The sequence below is a fragment of the Candidatus Pristimantibacillus lignocellulolyticus genome (assembly GCA_023639215.1).
Taxonomy (GTDB): domain Bacteria; phylum Bacillota; class Bacilli; order Paenibacillales; family Paenibacillaceae; genus Pristimantibacillus; species Pristimantibacillus lignocellulolyticus.
Map to the genome: position 1 here is coordinate 1,880,316 of CP097899.1, position 24,685 is coordinate 1,905,000.

Annotated in this window: 14 protein-coding genes and 1 rRNA gene (1 of these 15 running past the window's edge); 14 read left to right on the forward strand and 1 reads right to left on the reverse strand. The window is 38.9% G+C overall.

Annotation, left to right across the window (positions count from 1 at the left end):
- The first annotated feature begins 352 nt into the window (after positions 1–352).
- The 9 genes from ftsE (at position 353) to NAG76_07925 (ending at position 13,735) form a co-directional block, all read left to right on the forward strand.
- Positions 353–1,039 (forward strand): cell division ATP-binding protein FtsE, encoded by a 687-nt coding sequence (gene ftsE, locus NAG76_07885; GenBank protein URN96139.1) that lies wholly within the window; start codon positions 353–355, stop codon positions 1,037–1,039.
- Positions 1,029–1,946, forward strand: coding sequence for a permease-like cell division protein FtsX (gene ftsX / locus NAG76_07890; protein ID URN96140.1), 918 nt, complete (start codon positions 1,029–1,031; stop codon positions 1,944–1,946). The genes ftsE and ftsX overlap by 11 nt, the downstream gene beginning before the upstream one ends.
- 13 nt (positions 1,947–1,959) lie before the next feature.
- On the forward strand, positions 1,960–3,174 hold the full coding sequence (locus NAG76_07895; protein ID URN96141.1) for a peptidoglycan DD-metalloendopeptidase family protein: 1,215 nt from the start codon (positions 1,960–1,962) through the stop codon (positions 3,172–3,174).
- A gap of 135 nt (positions 3,175–3,309) precedes the next feature.
- Positions 3,310–4,764 (forward strand): S41 family peptidase, encoded by a 1,455-nt coding sequence (locus tag NAG76_07900; GenBank protein ID URN96794.1) that lies wholly within the window; start codon positions 3,310–3,312, stop codon positions 4,762–4,764.
- Between the two features lie 101 nt (positions 4,765–4,865).
- Complete coding sequence (locus NAG76_07905; protein ID URN96142.1) at positions 4,866–6,182, forward strand: PDZ domain-containing protein; 1,317 nt, start codon at positions 4,866–4,868, stop codon at positions 6,180–6,182.
- 174 nt (positions 6,183–6,356) lie between these two features.
- A complete protein-coding gene (locus NAG76_07910) occupies positions 6,357–7,517 on the forward strand; it encodes a response regulator (GenBank protein URN96143.1) in 1,161 nt (386 codons plus the stop codon).
- Positions 7,518–8,198: 681 nt separating this feature from the next.
- Positions 8,199–10,181, forward strand: a complete 1,983-nt coding sequence (gene uvrB / locus NAG76_07915; GenBank protein ID URN96144.1) for an excinuclease ABC subunit UvrB — start codon at positions 8,199–8,201, stop codon at positions 10,179–10,181.
- Between the two features lie 290 nt (positions 10,182–10,471).
- Positions 10,472–13,333 (forward strand): excinuclease ABC subunit UvrA, encoded by a 2,862-nt coding sequence (uvrA, locus tag NAG76_07920; protein URN96145.1) that lies wholly within the window; start codon positions 10,472–10,474, stop codon positions 13,331–13,333.
- Between the two features lie 183 nt (positions 13,334–13,516).
- Positions 13,517–13,735: a DUF2759 family protein gene (locus tag NAG76_07925; GenBank protein URN96146.1), complete on the forward strand. Its 219-nt coding sequence runs from the start codon at positions 13,517–13,519 to the stop codon at positions 13,733–13,735.
- 67 nt (positions 13,736–13,802) lie between these two features.
- Here NAG76_07925 and NAG76_07930 read toward each other — a convergent pair whose 3' ends face one another.
- Positions 13,803–14,771 (reverse strand): sugar phosphate isomerase/epimerase, encoded by a 969-nt coding sequence (locus NAG76_07930; GenBank protein URN96147.1) that lies wholly within the window; start codon positions 14,769–14,771, stop codon positions 13,803–13,805.
- 630 nt (positions 14,772–15,401) lie between these two features.
- On the opposite strand from NAG76_07930, the gene NAG76_07935 reads away from it, so the two are divergent.
- From NAG76_07935 to NAG76_07955, 5 genes are all read left to right on the forward strand, one after another.
- Complete coding sequence (locus NAG76_07935) at positions 15,402–17,924, forward strand: U32 family peptidase (protein URN96148.1); 2,523 nt, start codon at positions 15,402–15,404, stop codon at positions 17,922–17,924.
- A gap of 498 nt (positions 17,925–18,422) precedes the next feature.
- Positions 18,423–19,136 (forward strand): heptaprenylglyceryl phosphate synthase, encoded by a 714-nt coding sequence (locus NAG76_07940; GenBank protein ID URN96149.1) that lies wholly within the window; start codon positions 18,423–18,425, stop codon positions 19,134–19,136.
- 99 nt (positions 19,137–19,235) lie between these two features.
- Positions 19,236–21,569: a DNA helicase PcrA gene (pcrA, locus tag NAG76_07945; GenBank protein URN96150.1), complete on the forward strand. Its 2,334-nt coding sequence runs from the start codon at positions 19,236–19,238 to the stop codon at positions 21,567–21,569.
- Between the two features lie 117 nt (positions 21,570–21,686).
- Positions 21,687–23,705, forward strand: coding sequence for an NAD-dependent DNA ligase LigA (gene ligA, locus NAG76_07950; GenBank protein ID URN96151.1), 2,019 nt, complete (start codon positions 21,687–21,689; stop codon positions 23,703–23,705).
- An 894-nt stretch (positions 23,706–24,599) separates the two neighbouring features.
- Positions 24,600–24,685: ribosomal RNA gene (locus NAG76_07955) — 16S ribosomal RNA — on the forward strand (it continues 1,470 nt past the right edge of the window).

A 24,685-nucleotide genomic window follows, 5' to 3' on the forward strand; every position in this document is an offset into this window, starting at 1 on the left:
TCATACATTTGGATAAAATAATCCATAAAGAACATAAAATCGTCTAGTTAAGTCCAATTAATTTAAGATGCTTATTAGAATCAATGTATTACAAAAGTAAAGCTTTGTATAGCAATTGAATTAAATGGTTAATTAACGTAGGTCATCTATATATGCAAGAAGTGGAAAAGCTGCATACTCTTTAGAAGAGCGAATGAATAATAGAGCTACGATCATGTGGCAGCATCCGACAGCATGCTACGTATTTGAAAAATGAGAAAAGTGAAAATTGCCTAATAATAGCATGTCTTTGAAGGAATTAGAGGTATACTGTCGAATTCATAGTATTGAACTTTCTACAGGATGTGATAACGTGATTGAAATGGATAAGATCAGAAAAACGTATGCCGATGGTACAATTGCACTTGATGGAGTATCAGTAAAAATAGATCGAAATGAGTTTGTTTATTTAGTTGGCCCATCAGGCGCAGGTAAGTCTACATTTATGAAGCTAATATATCGCGAAGAAGTTCCTACGGAAGGACAAATTTTCGTGAATGGTTTTAATATTGGTATGTTAAAACAACGCAAGATCCCTTATGTTCGTCGTAATATTGGGGTCATTTTTCAAGACTTTAGGTTGCTTCCCAAACTAACAGTCTTTGAGAATATTGCATTTGCAATGGAAGCAATTGAAGCACCGCGCAAAGTAATTAAGAAACGTACGATGGAAGTGTTAGAACTTGTCGGATTAAAACATAAATATAAAAACTTCCCATCACAATTATCAGGCGGTGAACAGCAAAGGGTGTCAATTGCCCGGGCAATTGTGAATAATCCGTCAGTTATTGTAGCAGATGAACCGACAGGAAACTTAGATCCAGATACATCGTTAGATATTATGCATTTGCTCGAAGAAATTAATTTCCGTGGGACGACAATTGTTATGGCAACCCACAATAAAGAGATTGTAAACTCGATGCGAAAACGTGTCATTGCTATTGAAAATGGCAATATTGTGCGTGATGAGCAAAGAGGGGAGTACGGTTATGAAGCTTAGTACGTTGACTCGACATGTACGTGAAGGATTCAAAAGTATTATTCGTAATGGATGGATGTCTTTTGCGTCAATAAGTTCTATTTTCATTTCTCTATTTATTTTAGGTGTATTTATTTTATTAGCTTTAAATATGAACTACATGGCTTCTCAAATTGAGAGTCAAGTACAGATTCGAGTGTATTTTGAAACGGATGCAGCTGAAGAAGTTGTTACTGACTTGCAAAATAAAATTGGTAATATTAGCGAAGTTAGTAAGCTTACATATGTATCGAAAGAAGATGGGCTTGCAATTTTGCGTGAAAAAATGGGTGAAGATAACAGCGATTGGCTAGAAGGATACGATGATGAAAACAATCCGTTGCCGATCTCATTTACAATAGAAGTATTTAATCCACAGCTTGTTGATTCGGTAGCTCAGCAAATTGAAAGTATTAACAATACGTTGGACCCGAAACCGATTAAAGAAGTGAAGTATGGTCAAGATACGGTAGAAACATTATTCAAAATAACTAATGCAATCCGAAATGCAGGATTTGCTATCGTTATTGCACTTGCAGTGACTGCTATGCTTCTCATTTCTAATACAATTAAAATGACCATTGTAGCAAGAAGAAGAGAGATTGGTATTATGAAACTAGTAGGTGCGACGAATGCATTTATTAGATGGCCATTCTTTATTGAAGGAGCTCTTATAGGAATTATAAGTTCAATCGTTACAACGATCATTATATTAATTGGATACGATCAAATTGTTCATGCATTCCAATATGATCTATCACTTATGTTGATACAACTATTGCCACTTAAACAGGTGATTACATTAACTGCGGCGACAATGATTATACTTGGATCTCTTATTGGGATTTGGGGAAGTGTCATGTCTGTACGTAAGTATTTGAAAGTGTAGGTGAGAGAGTGAAATGAAAAGAGTTGTCTTATACCTAACTTCAATAGCGCTACTTGCAACGATAGTGATAGGATCTCCAAGTAGTAGTGCTTCAAAACTTTCGCAAATTGAACAAGATATTAAAGAAGCTAATGAACAAAAAAAGGCGGCTGAGCAAAAGGCAGCTGAAGCTGCTAGTGAAGCACAAAAAGCGGAAGAAGAGAAAAATGCGATTGCCGTTAAAGTTGTAGATATAGAAGCAGAACTGAAAAAATTAATGTCAGAAATCGAAAAAGTAGCACAAGATAAAAATAAAACAGAACAAGAAAAAGATGATAAAGAAGAAGAAATGGTAATAACTAATCAGGAGTTAGAAGCTGCAATTGCACAAGTTGAACAACGTGATGAGTTACTTCAGAAGCGGACAAGACTTATGTATTCCAATGGTGCGGTATCTTATCTTGAAGTATTATTAAGCTCGACGAGCTTCACAGATTTCCTTGATCGCTTTGATGCATTGCAAATGATCTTACAATCAGATCGTGAGGCATTGGATCAATATAAGGTTGATCAGGAATTAGTAGAGCAGAAGAAAGTAGAAGTAGAAGAGCAACTTGGTGCTTTGCAAGTATTGTATGCAAAACTAGAGGCGGAGCAAGCTTCGCTTGTCGCGAAAGAAGCAGAAAAGGAAAAACTTATTGCTAGTTATAACGCACAATCTTCTGAGTTAGATGCACATATTGAAGAATTGGAAGTAATTAGTGAAGAACAGGAGCAATTGCTAGTAGGGTTGGCTTCCGAACTTTCCAAGCTGAATGCGGAGAAAAAACGTATTTCTAATCCATATACTGGCGGTACACTTGGTATGCCAATAGCTGATGGATACCGTCTATCATCTAACTTCGGTGTTCGTATTCATCCTATAACGGGTGTGAAAAAAGCACATAACGGAATAGACTTTGCAGCACCATCAGGAACTGCCATCTATGCAGCTGAATCTGGCGTAGTCTTAATCTCAAAAACTTGGAGCGGATATGGTAACTGTATCATTATCGACCACGGAAATGGAATTTGGACGCTATATGGACATATTAAAAATGGTGGATTGCTTGTAAATGCAGGCGACACTGTAAAACGTGGAGATAAGATTGCTTTAGTAGGTAGTACAGGCAATTCTACTGGTCCACATTTGCATTTCGAAGTACGTAAAAACGAAGTACCAGTTAATCCATCGAGTTATTTACAATAACGTATAAGCATCATTTATAGGCGGTCTATTGCAAAATAGATTGCCTATTGCTATTCTTAGGTAAATATTTTCTCAACAAATGTCATATACTATTGTGGACGAGCTAAAGCAAACGAGGATAGGTGGTATGAGTTGATGCAATTTAAGGGACGTACAGTTTTTGCATTCGTTGTACTGACGATTGTAACTTCGGTATTTGTTACGATTATCGTTACGGACAAGCTAGAGGGAAAACCAGCAAACGCTTCTATGTCTCACGTATCAGCTGCTACTGACGCAAAGACGGAGTTAACAGAAGATGAGCTTAAACGGATTAATTCTGTTATCGAGTTAGTAGAAACTAAATATGTGTCTGATATAGAACGTAACGAACTCGTTGATGGTGCGATATCAGGAATTATGAATGCTTTGGGTGATCCGTATTCCGTATACATGGAGAAGGAAATTGCGAGTCAGTTTTCACAATCTATTGAAGGTTCTTTCTCGGGAATTGGAGCTGAAGTAGGTATGGAAAACGGACAAACGGTTGTAGTTTCACCGATAAAAGGTTCTCCTGCTGAACGTGGCGGTATAATAGCCAAAGATATTATTATATCTGTAAATGGCGATAGTCTTGCTGGACTATCAATACAAGAATCAGTAAATCTTATTCGTGGTGAAAAAGGGAGTAAGGTTAAGCTAGAGATAAAAAGATCTGGACATTCGGAACCGATAAGTATTGTACTTATCCGTGATGATATTGATATCGAAACGGTATATTCTTCGATCGACGAACAAGGGATTGGTAAGATTTCGATTACTCAGTTTTCCATGCACACAGCAGAAAGGTTTGCTGTAGAATTAGCTGCTCTGGAAGAAAAAGGACTGAAAGGGTTAGTTATCGATGTACGTAATAATCCTGGTGGTGTTCTGCAAGGCGTAGTGGAGATTGCACAGCTAATGATGAAAGAAGGCAGCGTCGTCGTGCAGGTAGAAGATCGTGCTGGCAAGAAGGAGAAAACTTATGCTCAAGGAGGCGAGCAAAAGGAGTATCCTATTGTAGTGATGACGAACGGTGGTAGCGCAAGTGCTTCTGAGATATTAGCAGGTGCGCTTCAAGAATCAGCAGGTGCAACCGTACTAGGGCAACAAACCTATGGTAAAGGAACGGTACAAGTCAGCTTTAATAAAGTTCTATCCGATGGCGGGTTAATAAAATTAACGATTGCCAAATGGTTAACGCCTAAAGGAAATTGGATTAATGAAAAAGGAGTTACACCAGATATCGTGGTTGAACCTAATGCTGTATACAGTACAGCTCCTTTGAATGTAACTGATGAATTGAAAGTAGATCATTTGAGTGAGCAAGTACGTGGTTTGCAGATCATGTTAGATGCGTTAGGCTATAAAGTAGATCGTCAGGATGGATATTTCAGCAAACAGACTGAAACGTCTGTAAAGGCATTTCAAAAAGACCAACAGCTTCTCAACACTGGCATCGTAGACAGTAAAACGGCAATGAAGCTAGAAGAGAAAGTCATTGAATATATTCGTGATGACCAACATGATGTGCAATTGCAAAAAGCATTGAATCAAGTAGGCAGGAAATAATTGATTTTTGTCGAATTCTTTAAAGGTTGGTTTCTCTTTCTAGAGAGACTAGCCTTTTTTCTTATTTACTCAATATGAACATTCGAAGGGGTGTATGAGCGGTGGGCGATATAGAACTTTGGCTTCAAGTATTAGGGAAAGCCCTGGTTTCCTTATTGATACAACCGTTATTCTATATTTCACTTATGTTATTACTCACGATGTTCTTATACCGCGTACGTATGGAACGTTCTATGTTTTCGGTGAAATTAAAGGAATGGAAACTTCCGATGGTATTTATGATATTAGGTGGGCTAGTTGCCGCTATTTTAGTATCTGTTATTGCCGCGGTATTAGGCTTTACATTAACCGTCCCAACTATTTATTGGTTATGGTTTATTATGCTTATACTTACAGTTTTCAAAGTGCGTTTTTTAACAATATCCTACAGTGCTGGAATTGTTGCTATACTTCATCTTATTGCTTCAGTTATAGGTCCCCTTTCTTTACAAAATGATTTGGCGTTCATCTATCAAACTTTACTTGATATTAATGCATTTAGTTTGTTGGTTATAAGCGCATTGCTTGGAATAGCTCAAAGCGTGTTAGTGCGAATTCAACATAAACATATGATAAGTCCTGTTTATATGTCAGGCAAACGTGGAAAAGTCATCGGCGGTTACGTTTTACAAGGTTATTGGCCTATCCCATTACTTTTATTTATGCCAGTAACACCAGAACAATCCGGAGCATTTTTGTTTAATACAGCATACGGACAGCCGTTCTTTATGAGTATGTCTAATGAAGCTTGGTTAATGCTAGCGTGCCCACTTATGATTGGTGTCACACAATTAACGCAAGCAGTTACTCCAAAGCAACTTGCTCTGCGAGTATCTCGACAAGGGCTATTAGTTTCTTGCGTGTTATTATTAATATCCATTGGATCATGGTGGGTTAGTGGTCTTATATGGGTATCAGCAATACTTACGTTAATAGCTTCCGAACTGCTCAATTGGTATAATAATTCACAAGAATCGAAGCAAACCCCGTTATATGGGCAAGACAACAATGGGTTGAAAGTGTTAGCTGTCGTGAAGTCTTCTCCTGCCGAGCAGATGAATATTGAAATTGGCGATATTATTATTAAGGCAAATGGGCAAGATGTACATACCTTGGAACAATTATACGAGGCAATGTCTATTAATCCTGCGTTTTGTAAATTAGCGCTACTTAACAATAATAGAGATTTGAAGTTTGCTCAGCGTACCCGTTATGCTGATGAACATCATCAACTCGGTATTATTCTCGCTCCAGATGAACAAGCCAAATATTTAGCCAAATATAAAGAGCCCTCTCTATTTACTTGGTTAGGCAGAACAAAGCTGCTGAGCAAACAAAGCGCGATAATTGCTGAATCGTCGAGTACATCTGTAACGTAGCCTTATCATAGTAAAAATTAACCATTAAATCGAAACATTAGCCTATTATGAGCGTAACTATATCATAATAGGCTTTACTTATTGAGATTATAGCTTGTGCTTCCGAGGCTACTTTTTATTGCAAGATGTTATGTCTCGAAGTTATAAAGAGTTTTAGAACAGGCGGTGCTTAGCTTGCAACTACTATTAGTCGATGATGAGAAGTTAGCTTTAGTGCAGTTAGAAAGAATGGTAAGGAGTGTATTCGCTGAACACGGTGTACCAGAAATTGTAATACATAGCTTTCAGTTAGTAAGCGAAGCGATCCAATTTGCTAAGAGTAATAAGCTTGATGTTGTTTTTCTTGATATTAATATGCCAGAAATGTCGGGGCTTGAGGCGGCAGAATTATTACAACAACTTATACCAACTATTGAAATTATTTTTGTAACTGCATACGATGAATATGCTGTTAAAGCATTTGAATTAAATGCGATGGATTATTTATTAAAGCCATTATCTATGCAACGTCTACAGAAAACGATAGAACGATTGCATAGTAAAAATGAAATCGCTGCATCCCTGCAAGATGTTGTAGTCACATCACATCGACAAAGTATATACTGCATGAAAAAGATTCGCTTTCAAGCAGTGCAAAGTGCTATTGTATATCCCAAGTGGAGGACTGCAAAAGCTCAAGAATTATTTGCTTATTTACTACATCGACGTGGTGAATTTGTACCTAAATATAAAATTATGAATATGTTTTCACCTGAACTAGATAAGAAGCGCGCAATGACACAGCTGTATACCGTTATCTATCAAATCAGAAAATGTTTGAAAGAGTCTGGTATAGAAGTGAAAATTGATAATGACAGTATTCAAGAAGGTTACTGTCTAAGGTTAGAAAATACTTATATAGATGTTGAGGCATGGGAAACATTAGTTAATGAATTAGATGAGAAGGATCCTCAATATTATGAGAAACTGAAGTATTGCTTGGAGCAATACGACGGTGATTATATGGAAGACTATGATTATTTATGGGCTGAGAGTGAGCGCGAACGATTAAGACAATTGTGGATGTATTATGCAAGACAATTACTTCTGCATTTGTATCATGACGGTAAATGGACGAAACTATTGCAATTAGGTGAGCGTTTTAAACAATTCAATCCGTACCAATTTGAATATGGTGTCTATATGCTTGAAGCATATCATCAACTAGGCCAGTACGATAGACTTAAGCAATATTACGAGAAACAAGAACAAGAAATGTTAGATGAATTAGATTTACCTTTACCGACTGAAATGTTGGAATGGTACGAAGATTGGATGATTAGCCGTAAGAGTTAAACCAATATTGGTTTAGCACTTGCGGCTATACCTTTTTAGGGGATATAATAATAGAAGGGAACATACATTCTTATTTTTACAGGTAGTTCTAAATGTCCGACTGTGATCACGCGGTTACCCGCTGAAGTTAATTCGGCATCGAATATGCCCTCCATCATAAGCCTGGTATAAGCTTCCGATGTATGTTTCTTGTAGAAACATTGTAGGTGCTCGTGTACCAATAACTACTACTTGCGCTACTCGTTTCTGCTGGAGTGCATCTTCTTGGCGGGCGACAGCCGAACATTTAGAACTTTCATTAGAAGATGATGTTCTAAATGTCCGACTGTGATCACGATGGTTCGCTTATTTCATAATCGACATCTACAAATAAAAAACAGAAATATCTAGAATATTTTAACAGTGAGTACTAGTTGAACTGCTTGCATTTTGACTATACTAATAGTATTAGTTCAAAATGCAGTATAAATTCAAAAAGCAGGCTTTCAGAATCGAGAAGAGGGAGTGTTACTTGAGGAAGGAGGAAGCTCCAGTGTACGTAATTGGTACACGAGACCCGGACTTCCCAAGTTCGCTACCTATTCGAAGCCGAATAAGCTTCTTGCATCACTTCGTTATCAAAGTCTGCTTTTTGAATATCCAATAAAAATAGATAGGTGAATATATGGATGGGAGGATACTATGTCACAATTTGAAATTGTTTCGAACTATGAGCCTCGAGGGGATCAGCCACGAGCCATTGAACAAATCATTAAGGGTTTGCAAGAGGGCAAGAGACATCAAACATTGCTTGGAGCAACAGGTACTGGTAAAACGTACACGATGGCTAATGTTATTGAACGTGTCAATCGTCCAACACTCGTTATCGCTCATAATAAAACACTTGCCGCGCAATTATGTAGTGAGTTTAAAACCTTCTTCCCTAACAATGCGGTTGAATATTTCGTAAGTTATTATGATTACTTTCAACCAGAAGCCTATATTCCATCTACAGATACATTTATAGAAAAAGATTCTAGCATTAATGATGAAATAGATAAGCTACGACATTCAGCAACAACTGCACTATTTGAACGTCGCGATGTAATTATTGTAGCCAGTGTTTCTTGTATTTATGGTTTAGGTTCGCCTGCTGAGTACGGCAGTCTTGTTGTTTCATTACGTGTAGGAATGGAAAAATCGCGAAATGAGATTCTTCGTTCGCTTGTTGATATTCAATATCAACGTAATGACATTAGCTTTACTCGCGGTACGTTTCGAGTTCGTGGTGATGTTGTTGAGATTTTCCCGGTTGCTAATAATGAACGTGCTGTTCGCATTGAAATGTTTGGTGATGAGATAGAACGGATATGCGAGATGGATGTTATTACTGGTGAAGTATTAGGGGAACGCGAACATATTGCTATATTCCCAGCATCTCACTTCGTTACACAAGAAGAAACAATGAAGCGGGCAATCGTTAATATTGAACAAGAGCTTGAAGAGCAATTAGCTAATTTCCGTGAACAAGGAAAGTTACTGGAAGCTCAAAGATTAGAACAACGGACTCGTTATGATCTTGAGATGATGGCAGAAATGGGTTTTTGTTCTGGTATTGAGAACTATTCCGGTCCACTCACATTCCGTGAGCGGGGTGCAACGCCATATACATTATTAGATTATTTTCCTGATGATATGCTCGTAGTAATTGATGAGTCACATGTATCACTGCCACAAATTCGAGCGATGTTTAATGGCGATAAAGCTCGAAAAGAAATGTTAGTTAATCATGGCTTCCGTCTACCTTCTGCACTAGATAACCGTCCACTGCGTTTTGAGGAGTTTGAAGCGAAAACGAATCAATTAGTTTATGTTTCGGCAACGCCTGGTCCATATGAGATGGAACACTGTCCGACAATGGTAGAACAAATTATTCGTCCAACAGGTTTGCTTGATCCCGTCATTGAAGTGAGACCATCAAAAGGTCAGATTGATGATCTATTACATGAAATCCATTTGCGCATTGCTAAAGATGAGCGTGTGCTCGTTACAACATTAACGAAGAAAATGTCAGAAGATCTCACGGACTATATGAAGGATATTGGTCTTAAGGTTCGTTATCTTCACTCTGAGATCAAAACATTAGAGCGAATAGCGATTTTACGAGATCTACGACTTGGAGTATTCGATGTGTTAGTTGGAATCAACTTGCTTAGAGAAGGTCTTGATTTACCTGAGGTTAGTCTAGTAGCTATTCTCGATGCTGATAAAGAAGGATTTTTACGTTCTGAGCGTTCGCTTATTCAGACAATTGGTCGTGCAGCTCGGAATAGTGAGGGCTTAGTTATTATGTATGGCGATAAGATTACCAATTCAATGGATCTTGCGTTGAAGGAGACTGCTCGTCGTCGTGAAATACAGATCGCACATAATGAAGCGAATGGTATTGTGCCTCAAACGATTCGTAAAGATATTCAAGGTGTTATTGAAGCAACGAAAGTCGCAGAATCTAAAGCAGATTACTTAACTGATGCAGCCAATAAGAAACTTACGAAGAAAGAGTTTGCATCACTTATTGAAAAGTTGGAAGCTGAAATGAAAGATGCAGCGAAAAACTTACAGTTCGAGCGTGCAGCGGAGCTGAGGGATGCGTTGCTTGAGCTAAAAGCAGAACAACTAGGATAGGTAGCTCTAGAGGTAGCTCTAAATGTCCGACTGTGATCACGATGATTATACTGTCGTAGCCTAGTCGGCGTCGAATATGCCCTCCATCGAAAGCCTACTTGTAATCACGTACAGAAAACGTACGCTGTGCTACTCGTTTCCGCTGGAGTGCATCTTCTTGGTACTGACAGCCGAACATTTAGAGCACTAATTGAAATGTAGTTCGAAATATTTAGCACATGCTTACGATGCAACTTCTCATATATAAATAGCGAAATATATAGTCATGAATAGTTTTAGGGGGAAAAGATGTGGCAATTGACAAAATCGTTGTAAAAGGTGCACGCGCACATAATTTGAAAAACATTGATGTAACGATTCCTCGAGATAAGTTTGTAGTGTTGACTGGTCTAAGTGGATCAGGAAAATCTTCACTCGCATTCGATACGATCTATGCAGAAGGTCAGCGTCGATATGTTGAGTCATTAAGTTCCTACGCAAGACAATTTCTTGGACAGATGGATAAGCCTGATGTGGACTCTATTGAGGGACTATCACCGGCAATTTCCATTGATCAAAAGACTACTAGCCGAAACCCACGTTCAACCGTCGGAACGGTAACGGAAATCTATGATTATTTGCGATTATTATTTGCTCGTATAGGTAAACCACACTGCCCAACGCATGGCATTGAAATTACAGCTCAGACGGTCGAACAAATGGTTGATCGCATTATGGAATACGAGGAACGTACTCGATTACAAATACTAGCCCCTATCGTTTCAGGTAGAAAAGGCGAGCATACAAAGCTATTAGCTGATATGCAAAAGCAAGGTTATGTACGTGTAAGAGTAGATGGCGAAATTAGAGAGTTAACTGAAAAAATTGAGCTTGATAAGAATAAGAAACATAGTATTGAAGTTGTTATCGATCGTATTGTAGTAAAAGCAGATATCGAGTCTAGACTTGCAGATTCTCTAGAAACTGCGCTTAACCTCAGTGAAGGTAGAGTGCTAGTAGATGTGATGGGACAGGAAGAATTACTATTCAGTTCTAATTTGGCTTGTCCGGAATGTGGTTTCAGCATTGAAGAACTTGCTCCGCGAATGTTCTCTTTCAATAGTCCTTACGGTGCTTGTCCTGATTGTGATGGACTAGGTTCAAAAATGATTGTTGATCCTGATATGCTCATACCTGATTACTCTAAGTCGATTGCTGAAGGTGCATTTCTTGCTTGGGCGGGTAGCACTTCTAATTACTATCCACAATTTCTGAAGTCTGTATCTGAGCATTACGGTATCCCACAAGATGTACCAGTATCTGAGCTTAGCAGTGAACAGATGAAGAAATTACTCTATGGAACAAATGGAGAAAAAGTTCGTTTCCTATACGAAAATGATTTCGGTGCTAGAAAAGAAGCTTACGTTCCATTTGAAGGTATCGTTAATAATCTAGAACGTCGTTATCGTGATACTGCATCAGATATGATGCGTGAACATATCGAGGGGTATATGAGTGCTAAGCCTTGTAGCTCTTGCAAAGGGCAACGTCTTCGTAAAGAGACATTAGCAGTAACAATTGGTGATGTAAACATCGCTCACGTAACCAGCTTGTCCATTGGAGACGCAGAACAATACTTCGAACAGTTACAATTAACAGACAAAGAATATACAATAGCTAGTCTAATATTGAAAGAACTAACGAATAGATTAGGGTTCTTGGTTAATGTAGGACTAAACTATCTTTCACTTGGTCGTGCAGCAGGCACTTTATCTGGTGGCGAAGCACAGCGAATTCGCCTAGCAACGCAAATTGGATCTAGTCTAATGGGTGTATTATATATTCTCGATGAGCCAAGTATTGGTCTACATCAACGAGATAATGATCGATTGATCGAAACGTTAGTTCATATGAGAGATCTTGGTAACACACTTATCGTAGTTGAACATGATGAAGACACCATGCTTGCAGCTGATTATATAATTGATATCGGTCCGGGAGCAGGTATTCATGGTGGACAAATTATCGCTCAAGGTACACCGGCAGAGATTATGGCTGACGATAATTCGATTACGGGACGTTATCTGAGTGGTAAAGACTTTATAGAAGTACCATTAAAGCGAAGAGCATTAAGTGATCGATGGCTTGAAGTTGTTGGAGCGAAGGAAAATAATTTGCGTAATATTACGGTGAAAATACCATTAGGTGTATTTGCAGCTGTAACAGGAGTATCTGGTTCTGGTAAATCAACATTTGTGAATGAAATACTATATAAAGTACTTGCACGAGATTTGAATCGAGCGAAGACTCGTCCTGGTGAACATAAAGAGGTTCGTGGTCTAGAACATATTGAAAAAGTCGTTGAGATTGATCAATCCCCAATTGGTCGTACTCCGCGATCTAATCCTGCCACATATACTGGCGTTTTCGATGATATTCGTGATTTATATGCATCTACGAATGAAGCGAAAGTTCGTGGTTACAAGAAAGGGCGTTTCAGTTTCAATGTGAAAGGCGGTCGCTGTGAAGCTTGTCGTGGCGATGGTATTATCAAAATTGAAATGCATTTCTTGCCCGATGTATATGTTCCTTGCGAGATTTGTAAAGGTAAACGTTATAATCGCGAAACACTTGAAGTGAAGTATAAAGGGAAAAGTATTGCTGAAGTACTAGAAATGACCATCGAAGATGGCTGTACGTTCTTTGAAAATATTCCTCGAATCCAACGTAAATTAGTAACATTATTTGATGTCGGATTAGGATATATGAAGCTTGGTCAACCTGCGACAACACTTTCTGGTGGTGAAGCGCAGCGTGTGAAGCTAGCCGCTGAATTATACCGCAGAAGTACAGGTAAAACTTTATATATTCTCGATGAACCTACAACAGGTTTACATGCTTATGATATTTCTCGGTTATTAGATGTATTGCATCGCCTAGTCGATTCAGGCGAATCTGTCCTGGTCATTGAGCATAATCTTGATGTAATTAAGACAGCAGATTATATTATTGATCTTGGTCCTGAAGGCGGAAATGGCGGAGGAATGATTGTAGCAACAGGTACGCCTGAAAAAGTTGTACAGGTGAAAGAATCCTATACAGGTAAGTATCTTGCTCCAATTCTTGAACGTGATCGACTTCGTTCTGAGCAAAAGCTTGTTACGGAGCAGTAATAAATAAGGCTATGATGGGATATGATATGTAACATTCAACCATCATAGCTTACATAATCGGTTTGAAAATGTGAACATTACGTGACAAAGCATCCAACATTTACTATTCGTACTTGCTTGTTGACGACATACAAGATACGATATATAAATAATAGGACACGTGTCAATAAGGGGGTATTCTTCATGTTTTTGGCAGCAGAGGCAACAGAAGCAGCAACAAAAGCAATAAATATTGATCCATTTGATTGGTTTATGCTAGCGTTTACCATTGTTATTGCGATTGGTTTTGTTCGTTTGGTTAAAGAGAAGAAGAAAAATATTTTTGCAATCGGTTTTGCAACTGTTTCATTAGCGGTTTTCGTAGTTATCGACGTTATTATGATCTCGCAAGTATGGTTCTAATAGTCTAAATGATAAAAAGTTCCACCGTTATCGGTGGAACTTTTTTCGTGATCTATAGAAGTAATGCTTATACCCACCACATGTCGCCTAAAGGTTCGCGGATAAGTACTTGCTGAAGATTTTCTACTGCTTTTGAGAATCCTTCTTCAACGGACATTAAGCCATCTTCATGCTCGATGCTTACAACATAGTCGTAGCCAACTAGACGCAGTGCACTCATAATGTCAGCCCAAGTTTTTAGATCATGACCGAAACCTACACTGCGGAATTGCCAAGCGCGATCAAGCATATTGGAATAGCTTTGCATATCGGTTAGACCATAACGATTAACGTTAACAGGATCAATAGTTGTATCTTTAGCATGGAAGTGATGAATAGCACCTTCACGTCCAAGAATATGAATCGCTTGTACAGGATCAATACCTTGCCACCACATATGACTTGGGTCAAGGTTTGCACCGATAGCTTTACCAGTTGCTTCACGAAGACGAAGCATTGTTGCAGGGCTATGAACAGAGAAGCCGCCATGTAGCTCTAGACCGATCTTCACGCCAGCATCAGTAGCTACATTGTTAATGTCAGACCAATAAGGTATAACTTTTTGTTCCCATTGCCATGTTAAAATGTCTTGGAAATCATTTGGCCAAGGAGCTACGGGCCAGTTTGGATATTTCGCATCTTCATGGTCACCAGGACAGCCAGAGAATGTATTAACAACTGGAACTTCAAGACGATTAGCAAGCTCAATTGTTTTACGAATGATTGTATCATCTGCTTGAGCAAGATGTTTTTGTGGATGAAGTGGATTGGAATGGCAGCTAAGTGCGCTGATCATTAATCCGCGAGATTCTACAGCTTGTTTAAACGCTTTCAATTTACCGGCATCTGCAAGAAGTACATCTGGATCGCAATGTGCGTTGCCAGGATAACCGCCTGTACCAATTTCAATAGCATCTAGCCCTTTTGCGGCAATATAATCTAAAGCTTCTTCAAATGGTTTTTGCGAGAATAATACCGCGAATACGCCTAATTTCATCTTAAAATAACCTCCTAAAATTTTCGTTTGCATCTTGTTATACTTCTCGTAAATGAAAAATCATTTCGGAAGCATTAACTAAGTATGGTTAAAAAGTTTTTATACGTGAATCATGTAGACTATACTATTATAATGCCTCTAATAGAGAGTAACTTCAAGTGCAATCACAAAATCACATAATAAGTAGACAAATACGTTGCAAAGCTTAAGTGTACTCCACATTCGATGCGAATATGCTTTCTATATAACATTGTTATCAAGTTCTGCTGTTTGAACTACCACTATTCAATAAAGGTTCAAAAAGCAGGATTTCAGAATCAAGAAGATGGAGTGCTACTTGAGGAAGGAGGAAGCTCCAGTGTACGTAGTAGGTACACGAGTCCCGGACTTTCCAAGTTCGCTTCATATTCGAAGTCGAATAAGCTTGCTTCATGACCTCGTTATCAAATTTTGCTGTTTGAACTACCTATTAAAGTGAATATGGCAGTAATGTCTTGTGGAATATCTGGCTCAGCTTTGTTACACTATTAACTAGAAAAAAGATAGATTGGACTACTTCCACTTTTATCATATATTGCATAAGAGATCATCGTAAGTCTATGAGATTACGACAATGAGAGGACTATAAAAATGACTTTAACACGATCAGATATAGAACTATTAGCACCGGCTGGAGATTGGGATTGTATGCGAGCTGCGGTTGCTAATGGAGCAGATGCGGTCTTTTTCGGAGTGGAAAAATTCAATGCCCGTGCCCGCGCCAACAATTTTAGAAGTGAAGAGCTTCCAGAGATTATGTCCTTCCTGCATACGTACGGAGTTAAGGGCTTTTTGACATTCAATATTCTTGTATTTGAGGATGAATTACGAGATGCACAAACTTTAATTGAAATGTGTATCGATGCTGGTGTAGATGCTGTTATCGTACAAGATCTAGGTCTTGTCAAATTAATACGTGAGCTTTCACCAGATTTCCCGATTCACGGTTCAACACAGATGACCATTACATCGCCTGAAGCAGTAGAATTTACAAAGCCGTTCGATATGGAACGTGTTGTACTTGGTCGTGAAAATAATTTGAAGCAAATTAAAACGATTGGAGACCAAGCAAAGTTGCCAATGGAAGTATTTGTTCACGGTGCGCTTTGTGTATCCTATTCTGGACAATGCTTAACTTCCGAAATGTGGGGCGGTCGTTCTGCCAATCGTGGTGAATGTGCACAAGCTTGTCGTTTGCCTTATGATCTTATCGTTGATGGTGAGCAAAAACCTATGGGTGCAGTAGCTTACTTATTATCTCCAAAAGATTTAGCGGCGATCGAAATTGTCCCTGAATTAATAGAAGCAGGAGTAACTTCTTTCAAAATAGAAGGTCGTTTGAAAACACCTGAGTATGTAGCTAACGTGGTAAGGAAATATCGCAAAGCGATTGATAAATATTTTGATGGAGATTCATCTAAACCATCCAAAGAAGAAGTGCGTGAATTGCAACAAAGTTTCTCTCGTGGATTCACGCATGGTTTCCTAGAAGGTACGAATAATAAGGAACTTGTTGATGGTACTTTCCCGAAAAGTCGTGGGGTATACCTTGGTAAAGTAGAACGTGTTATGCGTGATGCGGTAACCCTTCGTCTTGAAGCTCCACTTAAGCGTGGCGATGGAGTTGTATTTGATGCTGGTGATCCAACGCAGAAAGAAGAAGGCGGACGAGTATATGATGTTCGTCGTCAAGGTGTGAAATTAGAATCGGAAGCTCCTGAAGGTATTCTTATTGAGCTTGTACCAGGCCGTAATGATGTAGATTTGCGCAAAGTTCATGTGGGCGATCGCGTTTGGAAAACGAATGATCCTGCACTAGACAGAGCATTACGTGCTTCGTTTGAAACGGATAAGCCATATCGTGTATTCCCGCTTCATATTAAAGTTACAGGTGCGATCGGTGAACCACTGCGTACGTGGTGGACTGATGTAGAAAAAGGAACAACAGTGGAAATCGCTTCTGAACTATTGCTTGAAGAAGCAATGAAACGTCCAATGGATGCGGCTCTACTAGAAGAACAACTAGGACGTCTAGGTGGTACTGTGTATCAACTTGATCAATTAGAAGTGTTACTTCAAGGTAATCTAATTATTCCAATGCGTGAATTGAATCGTTTACGTCGTGAAGCAGTAGAACAACTTGCGGGAGAACGTCCGAAACCGCCTGTCTATATTAAGCATGAAGTTAATGCGATGGATGATGCATTCGATAATAAGAATCAACCAACACCAATCGTTAATGGTCGCGATGCTAAACTGATAGCGTTATGTCGTACATTAGAGCAAGTTGAAGCTGCGGTAGCTACAGATATAGACTTCATTTATGCCGATTTTGAATTTATTAAGCAGTTCCCAGCCGCAATAGAAATAGCTCGTAAGGCAGGGAAACAAATTGCATTAGCAACTCCTCGTATTCATATGCCGAACGAGAATGGCTATCATGCGAATATTTTAAAACTAAAACCAGATGCGGTGCTTGTACGTAATACTGGAGCGCTGTACTATTATTTACGTGCAAAAATGGCAAATCCAGATGCGCCTTTCCCTAAATTGATCGGTGACTTCTCGTTGAATATTGCCAATCATAAAGCAGTTAATCTATTCCTTGAAAGTGGTTTAGATGCTGTAACACCATCATATGACTTGAACATTCAACAAATGGTCGATCTTCTTGAACGTTCTAACACGAGTAAGATGGAAGTAGTTATCCATCAGCATTTACCGATGTTCCATACTGAACATTGTGTATACTGTACATTCTTAAGTGAAGGAACAAACTACACGAACTGTGGTCGTCCTTGTGAAACATCAAGAGCATCACTGCAAGATCGTATCGGCATGAGTCATCCTGTACGTGTAGATGAAGGTTGTCGTAATACGGTATATAATGCAGTCGAGCAATCTGGTGCTGAATATTTGAAAAACTTTATTGAACTAGGCGTAGAGCAATATCGCGTAGAGTTCTTAGAGGAAGGCGCAGATAAAGTTCAAGAAGTAATTCAATTATATCGCGATGCACTTGATGGCAAGATTACAGGTACGCAAGTGTGGAGAGGGTTGAAGGCTACGAATCAGTTGGGCGTTACCCGTGGATCACTTGTGAACTCGAAGTAACTCGGAGTAGTATACTCGACGTCGAATATGCCATTCATCGGAATCCTGTGATACTCACGTACCAATAACGTACGCTCCGTTTCTCGGATTTCCTAGCTTCATGTCATCTTCTCGGAGTTGACAAGTGATCCTACCTCCGAAGTTTTCAAAGGCTTCTTGAGTGGATCCGCGTTGAGGTGATGGCTCCTATTGAACATTCCGCTGGAATGCCCAAAGATTCGCTACTAGCTTGAAGAGCTTGTGGGTTTGAGTCGGAGGGAAGATGGCTCCTATTGAGCTTTCCGCTGGAATGCTCAAAGATTCGCTATTGATTCGCAAGGTGTGTGTGATTCGTTTAGATAGTATTGTAGTGTATATATAGAAGATACTGAGGAATGTGGTCAAGTCGTGCGTGAGGGCTTGACCTTTTCTGTAGCAAGTTAGCTTATGCTTACGAAGCTACTTTTCATCTACGAGTAGAGTATCAAGTAGATTATGAAAAGTTTAAGGAGGGGAAATGTGGATAATCAATGGTTTTCACAGTGGGAACATGTGTTCAAGCTTGACCCTGATCGTGACATAAGTGAAGAGCATTTAGAGCTTATTTGTATGTCTGGGACGGATGCAATTATTGTAGGGGGCTCAAGTGGTGTTACTTATGAAAATACAGTAGAATTATTATCTCGTATACGTCGTTACAGCTTAGATTGTGCGCTTGAAGTATCAACGATGGATGGAGCTGTTCCTGGTTTCGACGGATATTTTGTACCGTTTGTTCTTAATACTAAGCAAGCTGATTATTTGATGTTGAATCAACTAGAAGGTTTGCAGACATATGGACATTTTGTGCCTTGGCATATGACAGCTGCTTCGGGATATATTGTGCTCAATGAAGATTGTACTGCCGCTAAAGTGTCTGGCGCAGAAGCATCTTTATCAACACAAGAGATACTTCCCTATGTATGGATGGCTGATCGATTACTACATTTTCCGCTCCTATACATAGAATATAGTGGGAGCTTTGGTGATATGAGCTTGCTTCGACGTATTGCATCGGAAGTAGAAGGAGCTAAATTGTTCTACGGTGGTGGGATAGATGGAGTAGAGCGTGCAAGTGAAGCTGCCAAATATGCTCATACCGTTGTCGTAGGTAATATTGTATACAATAATATAGAAGCAGCATTAGAAACGGTACAAGCAGTTAAATCGATTAAATCAATGCAATTAATATAATATATTGCAATTATTAAAGACTATCCATTCGAAGTTACTTTTTATTTATAAGGTGTTGTTTCGAATGATGTATATAAAAAGATTAAAGGAGTGGGATAGATGTTTAGTTCATTTAGTATCGATGATGCGGTGCAGAAGCTGAATGCTCCGCAACGAGAAGCAGTGAAAGCGACAGAAGGTCCATTACTTATTATGGCAGGAGCAGGTAGTGGAAAGACTAGAGTATTAACGCATCGTATCGCCTATCTCATTGAGAAAAATAGAGTAGCTCCATGGAGTATATTAGCTATTACATTTACGAATAAAGCGGCAAGAGAAATGCAGGAGCGGGTTAGCGCTCTAGTTGGTGCATCAGGACGTGACATTTGGGTGTCTACATTCCACTCCATGTGCGTACGTATTTTACGTAAAGATATTGACCGAATCGGCTTTTCATCGAACTTCTCAATTCTCGATTCTACTGATCAATTATCTGTTATCCGTAGTTGTATGAAGGATGAAAATATTGATGTGAAGAAGGTTGAGCCGAAATCGGTACAAGCGACAATAAGCTCAGCGAAAAATGAACTCATTTCTCCCGAGGCGTATGAGAACAAAGCTGGAGATTACTTCCAAAACATCGTTGCCAAAATATATAAGATGTATCAGAAACGATTAAAAAACAATAACTCGTTAGATTTTGATGATCTTATTATGAAAACGATACAGTTATTTAAGGAAGAGCCAGAAGCGTTGAAGTTCTATCAAAACAAATTCCGTTATATACATGTTGATGAGTATCAAGATACGAACCGTGCGCAATATATGTTATGTCGAATGCTTGCAGATCAACATCATAATATATGCGTTGTTGGTGATAGCGATCAGTCAATCTATCGTTGGCGTGGTGCTGATATCTCGAATATTTTGAACTTTGAAGATGATTATCCTGAAGCGAAAACGATTATGTTAGAGCAAAATTATCGTTCTACAGCCAATATTCTGAATGCAGCCAATGCTGTTATAGCTCTAAATAGTGGGCGTAAAGCGAAAAACCTATGGACTGATCAAGGTGAAGGTAATAAAATTTCTGTCTACTTTGCTGAAAGTGATCGTGAGGAAGGTTACTTTGTCACAGGTGTCATTCAGAACAATATGGCAAAGAATCGTAAGTATAGCGATCATGCGATTCTTTATCGTACGAATGCACAATCACGTTTAATAGAGGAAACATTAATTAAGTCTGAAATTCCATATCAAATTGTAGGCGGAATTAAGTTCTATGATCGTAAAGAGATTAAAGACATACTGGCATATCTTCGTCTCATCTCTAATCCAGATGATGATATTAGTCTTGTACGTATTATTAATGTTCCTAAACGGGGTATTGGTGACACCACAGTAGCTAAGCTTGCTGCTGCAGCTACAGCGCAAGGGACTTCGATCTATAGAGTATTAAGTAATATTGATCTAGTAGATGTGAAAGGGAAAACAAGAGAACAACTTATTTCCTTCTATAATATGATTTCTAAGCTGAGTGCTGCTGTTGATGAACTCACTGTAACGGAATTAACGGAGAAAGTTCTCGAAATGTCGGAGTATAAATTAGAGTTGCAACGTGAAAATACGATTGAATCAACGACTCGTGTAGAGAATATAGAAGAGTTCTTGTCCGTAACGATGGATTTTGAACAACGTAATGATGATCGTACACTTGTTGCGTTTCTTACCGATTTAGCGTTGATTGCAGATATTGATTCCATGAACGACGATGAAGAAGAGAAAGAGAAGTCGCAAGATACAGTAATTCTAATGACAATGCATAGTGCGAAGGGTTTAGAGTTCCCTGTCGTATTTATTGTAGGGATGGAAGAGACGGTATTCCCGCATTCGCGTGCGTTAACGGATAACGACGAATTAGAGGAAGAACGTCGACTTGCATATGTAGGAATTACACGTGCAGAGCAACAGTTATATTTATCGTCAGCGAAAATGAGAACATTATTTGGTCGTACCGCATTTAATATGCCTTCACGCTTCCTTAAGGAAATCCCTGAAGAAGTTCGTGAGATAGTATCACCTAATGGTGGGAATACTCGTAGTATTGGCGGAGGATATACTGGTGGTGCTCGTACAAGCACAGGTTCCCAGCAATCAGGTTTTGGATTTGGTAGTTCCCGTAGTCAAGGCAGTAGTATCTCGACAGGAGGAAGAAGTACTGTAACGGTAACGTCTGGACTAGAAGCGGCGAAAAAAGCAGCTTCATCCCAATCTGACCAAAGTGGTCCAGTTAGCTATAGTGCTGGCGATCGAGTGGCACATGGTAAATGGGGCGAAGGTACGGTTGTATCGGTGAAAGGGAAAGATAACGATATGGAATTGCAAATTGCTTTCCCTGCACCAGTAGGGATTAAGAAGTTACTAGCAAGTTTTGCGCCGATTAGGAAAGTATAAAGTTTAATAAAGGTTCAAAAAGTGGGTTTTAACAATCGTCGAATGCTCTACAAAGCTAATCGTCGTTATTAAAGTCCGCTTTTGAACTACCCTGATTGCGAATTTGGAGGGATATTTATGTCGATGATACAAGCTCAGGAGCGGATGGAGCTTATAATTGAGACATTGAATCAGCTCAATTATAGTTACTATACGTTAGATGCTCCTACGGTAAGTGATGCCGAGTATGATAAGTTATATGATGAATTAGTTCAACTAGAACAACAAGTAGGAGAGAAATTGCCGCATTCACCAACACAACGTGTTGGAGGAGAGATGCTTTCTGGTTTTGAACAACATAAACATTTAGCTAGATTGTGGAGTCTTGATAAAGCACAAAATCTAGAGCAACTTTATGCTTGGGAGACGAAAATGAAGCGGGCTATTGCAGATTATAATGCCAAAAACCCCGATAAACTTCTTCCAGAACCGTCCTATGTAATGGAATTGAAATTCGATGGACTAACTCTTAATCTTACTTATGATGAAGGTAAGCTTGTCCAAGCATCTACTCGTGGTAATGGTGCAGTAGGTGAAGCGATTCTAGCACAAGTTAAAACGATTCGTTCGATTCCACTATCGATTCCATTTACCAATGGCATTATTGAAGTTCAAGGTGAAGGAATTATGACGCTATCAAGCTTGGAAAGATACAATGAAACGGCAATTGAGCCATTGAAAAATGCCCGCAACGCTGCCGCTGGTGCATTGCGCAACTTGAATCCAACAGTAACTGCAGAGCGTAATTTAGATGCATACATATATAATGTCGGTCATGCAGAAGGGGTTTCATTTGAGAACCATCGTGAATTACAGCAATTTCTGCAACAGAATCACTTTAAAGTTAATCCGTATGTTTATTACGCTTCCCAACTAAATGAACTAGAGCAGGAACTAGTTAATCTTTCAGAGCGCAGAAGTTCACTGGACTTTTTAATTGATGGAGCAGTTATTAAATTGACAGATATGCGAACACGTGAGGCATTAGGTTACACGGATAAGTTCCCACGTTGGGCTGTTGCCTTCAAATTTGAAGCAGAAGAAGCAGAAACGACGTTACTATCTGTTTCATGGGAAGTTGGACGTACAGGCAAAATCACACCAGTTGCAAAAGTAGAAGCTATTGATCTAGCTGGTGTAACGGTACAAAACTGTACATTGAATAATATGGGCGATATCGAACGTAAAAATCTAAAGCATGCATTAGGCACGCTTGTCACGATTCGTCGTTCAAATGATGTTATTCCTGAGATATTAGGTAAAGTGGATGAGGAACAAGGTGAAGAAATTATGTTCCCAACAACTTGCCCATCGTGTGGATCTTTATTAGAGCAACGTGGTGCTCACCTATTCTGTAATAACAAACTAGGTTGTAGGCCACAGTTAATTGGTCGGATTACTCACTTTGCATCCCGTGATGCAATGGATATTGAATCTTTCAGTATTATGACAGCTGAACAATTGTATGCGGATTGTAATGTTACCGACCCTGCTCATTTATACCAACTTACCTTTGATGATCTAATCAAGTTAGATCGTTTTGGTGAGAAGAAGGCTAATAAGCTACTTGAAGCGATTGAGAAATCAAAAGATCGTGAGCTAGCATCTTTCATATATGCGCTTGGCATATCGAATACAGGCAAAGCAACTGCGAAAACATTAGCTGAGCATTATCGCAGTCTTGAAGCTGTAATGAATGCTGATGTAGAAGAGCTAATCCAATTGCCAGATGTAGGTGCAATTGTAGCAGAGAGTATCGTGAGTTTCTTCCAAGATGAAACAGCGAAGCAAAGTATAGCATCGATGATTGCAGCAGGTGTAAAAGCTAAAATGGAGGAGTCTGTTACGATCGTGTCAGAGGATAATCCGTTCTTTGGTAAGACGATTGTTATTACAGGTGCTTTCCCTACGCTAAGTCGCGATGATCTGTCAAAGCGTCTCGAAGCATGTGGTGCAAAGGTAACAGGTAGTGTCTCTAAAAAGACGGATATCGTTATTGCTGGTGAAAAAGCAGGTAGTAAACTTACGAAGGCTCAAGATCTTGGTATTCAAATTATTGAGGATGAGTCTATTGTATTAGCGATGCTAGGTGAATAGGAGTGACTTCCTTCTATATAGTATGCACTACGAATGACTCTACTTTAATGAATCTCGATATTTTAATGGATCAGTACATATATAGGATATATGTACTCTTGAACGGTTGAGCCCTAGAGGAACTGAGCTGAATGCTTGGTTTTCTTCTAGGGCTCCATTTCTATTTATGAAATGAACAAAACATTAGAAATCGTCATGGGTTATTCTCTACTTCAATGAATAGGTTGGGAGTTGCTGTGTAGATTATGATATTTTCTTGCTCAATAAGATAAGCAGGCCGGAATATATTAATGACGATGACATTATGCTAGCGATAATAAATGAGACATATTTGATGCTGTTAAAACACAGTAATGTAAGTATTGAAGTGATTATTAGAAAGCAAAGCCAGACTTATAGAGTCATTAATTAATGATAATAGAATCATTAGTTTACTACTTTATAAGGGGAACTGTTTTATATTGAACAAAATAAGCGCTAGGATAAAACAATTTCAAAAAAGTTTTATATCTACATATGGGGGATAGTTAATGATATTAATAACATCTAATACTGTTGCTTGTGTAGGGGTGAAAGTATTGCGAAAAGAAATGACAATATGGTAAAAAATTCTTGTTGTAAAGTATTGATGTGCGTGGTATATTATTTCTTGTCGCTTCGGACGGCGTAACAAAAACGCTTTGAAAAACTAAATTTGAAAAGCGCTTGACTTACTCGAAAGAAGATGATAACATAATATCTTGTTACCGCATCGGTAACAGAAAGTTCTTTGAAAACTGAACAAATGGAACACGTCAAATATAACTCGTTTAACGAGTAAAGAACTGCCATTAACAATTTTCACCCCGTGAAAATTGTTAATAAAAAGCGAAACAAATGAGCAAGTCAAACACTTTAATGGAGAGTTTGATCCTGGCTCAGGACGAACGCTGGCGGCGTGCCTAATACATGCAAGTCGAGCGGAGTTGAAGAGAAGCTTG

Bases quoted from the DNA above. Each gene is read 5' to 3' on its own strand.
- ftsX (URN96140.1), top strand. From the start codon at position 1,029: ATGAAGCTTAGTACGTTGACTCGACATGTACGTGAAGGATTCAAAAGT.
- NAG76_07895 (URN96141.1), top strand. From the start codon at position 1,960: ATGAAAAGAGTTGTCTTATACCTAACTTCAATAGCGCTACTTGCAACG.
- NAG76_07900 (URN96794.1), top strand. From the start codon at position 3,310: ATGCAATTTAAGGGACGTACAGTTTTTGCATTCGTTGTACTGACGATT.
- uvrB (URN96144.1), top strand. From the start codon at position 8,199: ATGTCACAATTTGAAATTGTTTCGAACTATGAGCCTCGAGGGGATCAG.
- NAG76_07925 (URN96146.1), top strand. From the start codon at position 13,517: ATGTTTTTGGCAGCAGAGGCAACAGAAGCAGCAACAAAAGCAATAAAT.
- NAG76_07930 (URN96147.1), bottom strand. From the start codon at position 14,771: ATGAAATTAGGCGTATTCGCGGTATTATTCTCGCAAAAACCATTTGAA.
- NAG76_07935 (URN96148.1), top strand. From the start codon at position 15,402: ATGACTTTAACACGATCAGATATAGAACTATTAGCACCGGCTGGAGAT.
- pcrA (URN96150.1), top strand. From the start codon at position 19,236: ATGTTTAGTTCATTTAGTATCGATGATGCGGTGCAGAAGCTGAATGCT.
- ligA (URN96151.1), top strand. From the start codon at position 21,687: ATGTCGATGATACAAGCTCAGGAGCGGATGGAGCTTATAATTGAGACA.